This window comes from Erythrobacter tepidarius (genome assembly GCF_002155695.1).
GTDB classification, from domain to species: domain Bacteria; phylum Pseudomonadota; class Alphaproteobacteria; order Sphingomonadales; family Sphingomonadaceae; genus Erythrobacter; species Erythrobacter tepidarius.
Genome location: NZ_MUYJ01000014.1, coordinates 88,263 through 95,070 on the forward strand (window position 1 = coordinate 88,263; position 6,808 = coordinate 95,070).

Below are 6,808 nucleotides of genomic sequence, written 5' to 3' on the forward strand. Positions count from 1 at the left end.
CCTTCCGGCCTGGGCGGGGCCTTCTCGTCACCGGGCAGCACATATCGGGCGCCCTCCCACGGACTGAGGAAATCGAAGCTGCGCATTTCCTGCGCCAGTTCGACCGGCTCGTAGACCACGCGCTTTTCCTCCTCGGAATAACGCAGCTCGGTGTAGCCGGTCATCGGGAAGTCCTTACGGAACGGGTGCCCCTCGAAGCCGTAATCGGTAAGGATGCGGCGCAGATCGGGGTTGCCCGCAAAGGTAACGCCAAACAGGTCGAAGACCTCGCGTTCGAGCCAGCCCGCATTGGGCCACAGGGTGGTGACGGTCGGCACCGGGGTGTCCTCGCTGGCCGAGCACTTCACCATCACGCGGTGGTTCTTCGTCAGGCTCTGGAGCATGTAGACGACTTCGAAGCGTTCGGGGCGCGCGGGATAATCGACGCCGGCGATCTCCATCAGCTGCTGGTACTGGTGATCATCGCGCAAAATCCGCAGCACCTGATCGACCCCGTCACGCGCGACCCGGAAGATCACCTCGCCATGGGCTTCGCTCGCCTCGATCAGCCAGACAGAGATGGTCTCGCTGATGGCATCGATCACGCCCTCGTTGGAAGCGAATTTCGGGGCGGAATGCAGAACAGCCATATCCTTGCCCTTACCTCTCGATCGTGCCCACGCGGCGGATCTTGCGCTGCAACTGCATCACACCGTAGAGCAACGCCTCGGCGGTCGGCGGGCAGCCTGGGACGTAGATATCGACCGGAACGATCCGATCACAGCCGCGCACCACCGAATAACTGTAGTGGTAATAGCCGCCGCCATTGGCGCAGCTGCCCATGCTGATCACATATTTGGGATCAGACATCTGATCGTAGACCTTGCGCAGCGCCGGGGCCATCTTGTTGCACAGCGTGCCGGCGACGATCATCACGTCCGACTGGCGCGGGGACGCGCGCGGGGCGGCGCCGAAGCGCTCCATGTCGTAGCGCGGCATGTTGACGTGGATCATCTCGACCGCGCAACAGGCGAGCCCGAAGGTCATCCACCACAGGCTGCCGGTGCGCGCCCACTGGAACAGTTCCTCGGTCGAGGTGACAAGGAAGCCCTTGTCGTCAACCTCGCTCTGGAGGGACTTGAAGAAATCGGCATCGGGCTGACGCAGTTCGCCGCCCTGTGCCGCCGGAATGATGGAAGAATTGGCCACGGTGCTCATTCCCAGTCCAGCGCCCCCTTCTTCCACTCATAGGCCAAGCCCACGGCGAGGATGAAAAGGAACACCATCATGCCGCTCCAACCGATCCAGCCCGTCTCGTCCAGGCTCACGGACCAGGGGAACAGAAAGGCGGCCTCAAGATCGAACACGATGAAGCTGATCGCCACGAGATAGAAGCGCACGTCGAACCGGCTGCGCGCGTCCTCGAAGGCGGGGAAGCCGCATTCATACTCCGAGAGCTTCTCGGCATTGGGTTTATGCGCGCCGGTAAGCCGGGACACCGCCATTGGGGCGACCACGAAGAGAAGCGATAGCCCGAAGGCAATGAGGATGAATAACAGTATCGGCAGATACTGGCTGAGATCGACCACGGCGATGTCCAAGCTTGTTAATCCCGAAGCTCGCCCTAGGCCGGACGCGCGCACCGCGCAAGCCTGCGACTCGGTGAAAAGCCCGCAATTATGTTGCAGGAAATCGAACAGAGGTTGCGGGTCGGGCGCAACCTCAGTGTGGCGGGCAGGCACAAACGGGCGAGCACCTGCGCGCCAGTATCATTGCCGACGCGAGGCGATGCGAGGCCGCTTGTCCCCAGCGCGGCAGCGACCGCCGTTACTTCAGCATGCGCGCCACGGCCTGCTCGGTTGCCTTGCCATAGGGAGGCTTCAGCCCGCCCAGCTTGGCGATATCGATCTTGGGCTGGTGATAGACCGCGCGGGCATGGCTGAATTCGCGAAAGCCTTCGATCGCATGGTAGCTGCCCATGCCCGACGGTCCGATTCCGCCGAACGGCAGGTCTTCCATCGACACGTGGAAGATCACGTCATTGGTCGTCACCCCGCCGGAGATCGTGCGGGTGAGCACCCGCTCCTGCTCAGCCTTGTCCTCACCGAAATAGTAGAGGCCGAGCGGACGGTCGTGCGCATTGATGTAGTCGATCGCCTGATCGACCGAGGTGTAGGTCATCACCGGCAGGACGGGGCCGAAGATTTCCTCCTGCATCGCCGCCATCGAATCGTCGACATTCCTGAGGATGGTGAGCGGCATCTTGCGCTGGTTGGCATTGCCGAAATCCTCGCCCGCCGGGTTGACCTCGATCACTTCCGCGCCCTTGTCGCGCGCATCCGCGACGAGGCCCTGAAGCCGCTCGAAATGGCGGTCGGAGACGATCGAGGCATAGTCGTCATTGTCGAGCAGGCGCGGATACATCGCGCTCGCCGCGCGGACGATCCCGCTGACCGCCTCGTCCTGCTTGTCCTCGGGCACGATCAGGTAATCGGGCGCGAGGCAGATCTGCCCCGCGTTGAGCATCTTGCCGATCGCGATCCGCTCGCCCGCCCTCGCATAATCGGCGCTGCGCCCCATCACCACCGGTGACTTGCCGCCCAGTTCGAGCGTCACGGGAACCAGATTCGCCGCCGCGGCCTGCATCACGCGGCGCCCCGTGGCGGTCGAACCGGTGAAGACGAGGTGGTCGAACCGCAGCGCAGAAAACGCCGCCGCCACTTCCGGCCCACCGGTGACCACCGCGACTTCCTCAGGCGCGAAGTATTCCTCCGTCAGCTGCGCCATCAGCGCGCTGGTGCGCTCGGTGAATTCGGACGGCTTGATCATCGCCCGGTTGCCCGCCGCCAGCACCTGCATCAGCGGCCCGAAAGCGAGCTGCACCGGGAAGTTCCACGGCGAGAGAATGCCGATCACGCCCTTGGGCTCGTAGCGCAGTTCCGCCCTGGCGCCGAGCAGGCCGAGCGGGAACTGCACCTTGCGCTTTTCTGTCTTGGCCCAGGCATCCAAGTGCTTGAGCGCGTGCGCCCCTGCCCCCACCGTCGCGGCGATATCGGTGAGCATCGACTGCTGGATCGAACGGCTGCCGAAATCGGCGCTCATCGCCTTGGCCAGAGCCTCGCCATGATCCTTGACCAGCGCCATCGCGCGGCGGATGCGATCCTTGCGCTGCGACAGCGGCTCGGGTCGCGATGCGGTAAAGGCAGCGCGCTGGCGTGCGAGCAGGGATTCGAGTTCTTCGCGGCGATCGTCGGCCATGCCATTCTCCCACAGATATTGGCGCATCGTAAATGCGTTTCGATTTGCGACGCGTTGTTGCGCAAAGCCTCCGGCCTGACAAGCATATTGCCGCCGCACAGGCGCGATTGCCTTTGCCGCAATGCAGCATTAAACCGCTCGGCGATTGCCATCCCACCCGAGGACCATGCCCATGACACAGCTCTCCCCTGCCGATCCGATCGTGATCCTTTCCTACGCGCGCACCCCGATGGGCGCGATGCAGGGCGCACTGGCCGAGATGGCGGCGACCGATCTGGGCGCGGTGGCGGTCAGGGCGGCGGTCGAGCGGGCCGGGGTTGCGGGCGAGGATATCGATCGCGCCTATATCGGCTGCGTGCTGCCCGCAGGCCTCGGCCAGGCGCCGGCGCGTCAGGCGGCGATCAAGGCCGGACTTCCGCTTTCGGTGCAGGCCACCACCGTCAACAAGGTGTGCGGTTCGGGGATGCAGACCGTGATCATGGGCGCCGAAGCCCTCGCCAGCGGCACCATCGACATGGTCGTCGCCGGGGGAATGGAGAGCATGACCAATGCCCCCTACCTGTTGAAGAAACACCGTTCGGGCGCGCGCCTCGGGCACGACACGGCCTATGATCACATGTTCCTCGACGGGCTGGAAGACGCCTACGAGCCGGGCCGGGCGATGGGTACCTTCGCGCAGGACACCGCCAACGCCTACCAGATGACCCGCGAGGAAATGGATGCCTATGCGATCGAATCCCTCGCCCGTGCCAATCGCGCAATCGCCAGCGGCGCCTTTGCCGACGAGATCGTCCCGGTGACCGTGACGACCCGTGCGGGCGATGTCGTGGTCGAGCATGACGAGGCGCCGTCGAAGGGCCGCCCGGACAAGATCCCGCAGCTCAAGCCCGCCTTTGCCAAGGACGGGACGATCACCGCAGCGACCTCCTCGTCGATCTCCGACGGGGCCGCCGCACTTGTCCTGACGCGTGCCAGCGTCGCCGAGGCCAAGGGCCTTGCCCCCGTGGCCCGCGTGGTTGCCACCGCCGCCCACGCCCATGCCCCCGCCCAGTTCACCACCGCGCCAATCCCCGCGATCCGCAAAGTGCTGGAGCGCGCCGGGTGGAGCATCGAGGATGTCGACCTGTTCGAAGTCAACGAGGCCTTCGCCTGTGTCGCGATGTTCGCGATGCGCGATCTCGGCATCCCGCACGAGAAGATCAATGTGAACGGTGGCGGCACCGCGCTCGGCCACCCGATCGGGGCGAGCGGCGCACGAATCATCGTCACGCTCATCGCCGCGCTCAAAGCGCAGGGCAAAAGGCGCGGCGTCGCTTCGCTGTGCATCGGCGGCGGAGAAGCCACCGCGATTGCCGTCGAACTGCTCTGATCGCGTAGTGCCGGGCGGCGGGTTACTCGTCGCCCGGCAAGTCCTCCACGCCCCACAGGCGGTTGCGCGCGATCCAGCCCTTGCGCCCGCCGATATCGACTTCGCACCAATCCGCGCGGCAGCCCGTCAGCCGACCGACAACCCCCGGCTGCGCCCGCCAACGCAGCGCTGAACCGGCCGTCGGTTCGGCGCGGATATCGGCCAAGCCGCTGCCTTGCACCAGCACCCCGCGCGCGGGATCGAGCTGGCTGCGCGCGATCCAGCCCTTGTCGCCCTCCGGATCCTCGACCAGACGCCAGGCCTCGTGCACCCGGACGACCTTCACCGGCAGGCCCTTGCGCTTGTAAACCCACTGGATCGGATATTCCTCGCTCGGACCGACGCGCATGCGCACCTCGTCATAGCGCAGCGCCGCCCAATAGGGCACCTCGCGGTCCTGCGCGCTGAGCGGCGTGGCGGTGATCATGGCCCCCGCGAGCAAGCCAAGGCCGGGGCCGGCGTAAAAACGAAATCCCATCATTGCCAAACCGATAGCGCTTCTAGCGCCCGCCTTTCAAGCGCGCCTTGGCCTGCTTGCGCGGCATCACGCCTTGACCGCGCATGGCCAGTGGCATTAGCCGGTGGGCCATGACCGAAACCCGCACTACGCTCGAACGTCCCCGCGTCATCGTCACCCGCCATCTGGTGCCCGCGGTCGAGGCGCGGATGCGCGAATTGTTCGACGTGGTGCTGAACGAGGCAGACGTGCCGCTGTCCCGCGATGAGCTGGCCCAAGCCATGCAGGATTGCGACGTTCTGGTGCCAACCGTGACCGACCGGATCGATTCCGATCTGATCGCCGGGGCCGGCCCTCGCCTCGGCCTCATCGCCAATTTCGGCGCGGGTACCGAGCACATCGATCTCGCCGCCGCTGCTGCGCGGCGGATCATCGTCACCAACACGCCGGGCGTATTCACCGATGACACTGCCGATCTCGCGATGGCGATGATCATCGGCGTGCCGCGCCGGATGCGGGAAGGCACCGCGCTCGTGCGGCGCGGGGAGTGGACCGGTTGGACACCCTCCGGCCTGCTCGGCAGGAAGCTGGCGGGCAAGGTGCTCGGTATCATCGGCATGGGTCGGATCGGACAGGCCGTCGCGCACCGCGCCCGCGCCTTCGGACTGGAGATCGCCTACACCAACCGCAAGCGCCTGCCCGAAGCCGTGGAACGGATGCTGGCCGCACGCTATGTCGCCGATGTCGATGCGCTGATCGCAGAGGCCGACATTCTCACCCTGCACTGCCCGCTCACGGATGAGACGCGCCACATGGTCGATGCGCGCAGGGTCGCGCTGATGAAGCCCGGCAGCAGCATCGTGAACACCGCGCGCGGCGAATTGATCGATCAGGAAGCGCTGATCGCGGCGCTGGAATCCGGCCACCTCGCGGGCGCCGGGCTGGATGTCTATCCCGACGAACCCAAGGTCGATCCGCGCCTGATCGCCCATCCCAACGTGATGACCCTGCCCCATATCGGCAGCGCGACCGCCGAGGGCCGCGAGGATTCCGGCCACAAGGTGATCGCCAATATCCGGATGTGGGCCGATGGCCACCGCCCGCCCGATCAGGTGCTGACCGCGCTCGTGCGGGCTTAGGGTAAGCAAACGGCTATGATGAGGCGGTGTGTCTTCTGCGGAAATAATCTCGCAGGGACCAAAAAAAGCTTTGAGCACATTTGGACACCTCGAAGAACCTGCTGTTTTCGGCCTGATGAGGGCGCGGATGGTCTGATCGCGGTCTTTTGTGCGTGAAGGCTGGCCTTTTCGGCCTGGTTTCCGCGGTTTTCGGGGCCTGAGTGCCGCTCAGCAGTCCGTTTTCGCGCTATGCAGGCGCACCTTGCCCCTCGAGCCAGGCGAGGCGCTGGAAGTTATAGGCAAGGTTGGCCATGCCGATCTTGATCCGGGCTCTGGCGATGCCGATGGTGCGGATGAACAGCCCCATGCGGTGCTTCTGACATGCGAACACGTGCTCGACCGCCGAGCGCACAGCGGAGCGCTTGGCATTGGCTCTGGCGATGTGTTTGGGCAGCGGCCGACGCGGCGTGCGCTTCTGGTGGATGTGGCTCTTGAACATGCCCCGCTCGAGGAACGCCTCGTTCTTCTTCGAGCGATAAGCGGTGTCCGCCCATACGCCCGAACCGGTATTCTGCTTGCTGATGAGGT

At 65.2% G+C, this 6,808-nt stretch carries 7 protein-coding genes and 1 pseudogene; 2 read left to right on the forward strand and 6 right to left on the reverse strand.

The annotated features are described in order from the left end of the window. Positions 1 to 5: 5 nt before the first annotated feature. The 4 genes and pseudogenes from BZF61_RS13625 to BZF61_RS13640 form a co-directional block, all read right to left on the reverse strand. A pseudogene (locus BZF61_RS13625) lies at positions 6 to 629 on the reverse strand (NADH-quinone oxidoreductase subunit C); the annotation flags it as partial. A gap of 10 nt (positions 630 to 639) precedes the next feature. Further along, positions 640 to 1,197 (reverse strand): NuoB/complex I 20 kDa subunit family protein, encoded by a 558-nt coding sequence (locus BZF61_RS13630; RefSeq protein WP_086619940.1) that lies wholly within the window; start codon positions 1,195 to 1,197, stop codon positions 640 to 642. Then, entirely contained in the window at positions 1,194 to 1,568 is a 375-nt protein-coding gene (locus BZF61_RS13635) for an NADH-quinone oxidoreductase subunit A (RefSeq protein ID WP_086619941.1), read from the reverse strand. Before BZF61_RS13635 ends, BZF61_RS13630 begins: the two co-directional genes overlap by 4 nt. Positions 1,569 to 1,806: 238 nt before the next feature. After that, the gene (locus BZF61_RS13640) at positions 1,807 to 3,237 is read right to left on the reverse strand and encodes a coniferyl aldehyde dehydrogenase (RefSeq protein WP_086619955.1); all 1,431 of its coding nucleotides are present in this window, start codon (positions 3,235 to 3,237) and stop codon (positions 1,807 to 1,809) included. A 172-nt stretch (positions 3,238 to 3,409) separates the two neighbouring features. Here BZF61_RS13640 and BZF61_RS13645 point away from each other — a divergent pair, with 172 nt between their 5' ends. After that, positions 3,410 to 4,606: an acetyl-CoA C-acyltransferase gene (locus tag BZF61_RS13645; RefSeq protein WP_086619942.1), complete on the forward strand. Its 1,197-nt coding sequence runs from the start codon at positions 3,410 to 3,412 to the stop codon at positions 4,604 to 4,606. 22 nt (positions 4,607 to 4,628) lie between these two features. Here the strand turns inward: BZF61_RS13645 and BZF61_RS13650 are convergent, their stop codons facing one another. Beyond that, positions 4,629 to 5,126, reverse strand: a complete 498-nt coding sequence (locus tag BZF61_RS13650; RefSeq protein ID WP_086619943.1) for an SH3 domain-containing protein — start codon at positions 5,124 to 5,126, stop codon at positions 4,629 to 4,631. 107 nt (positions 5,127 to 5,233) lie between these two features. On the opposite strand from BZF61_RS13650, the gene BZF61_RS13655 reads away from it, so the two are divergent. Next, positions 5,234 to 6,241, forward strand: coding sequence for a 2-hydroxyacid dehydrogenase (locus BZF61_RS13655; RefSeq protein WP_086619944.1), 1,008 nt, complete (start codon positions 5,234 to 5,236; stop codon positions 6,239 to 6,241). Between the two features lie 226 nt (positions 6,242 to 6,467). On the opposite strand, the gene BZF61_RS13660 is transcribed toward BZF61_RS13655, so the two are convergent. Beyond that, the coding region (locus tag BZF61_RS13660; protein WP_143736936.1) for a transposase at positions 6,468 to 6,808 on the reverse strand (341 nt) is incomplete at its 5' end.

What these genes read in the sequence shown, in the direction of transcription:
- BZF61_RS13630 (WP_086619940.1), bottom strand. Translation starts at nt 1,197, where the DNA reads ATGAGCACCGTGGCCAATTCTTCCATCATTCCGGCGGCACAGGGCGGC.
- BZF61_RS13650 (WP_086619943.1), bottom strand. Translation starts at nt 5,126, where the DNA reads ATGATGGGATTTCGTTTTTACGCCGGCCCCGGCCTTGGCTTGCTCGCG.
- BZF61_RS13645 (WP_086619942.1), top strand. Translation starts at nt 3,410, where the DNA reads ATGACACAGCTCTCCCCTGCCGATCCGATCGTGATCCTTTCCTACGCG.
- BZF61_RS13655 (WP_086619944.1), top strand. Translation starts at nt 5,234, where the DNA reads ATGACCGAAACCCGCACTACGCTCGAACGTCCCCGCGTCATCGTCACC.
- BZF61_RS13640 (WP_086619955.1), bottom strand. Translation starts at nt 3,237, where the DNA reads ATGGCCGACGATCGCCGCGAAGAACTCGAATCCCTGCTCGCACGCCAG.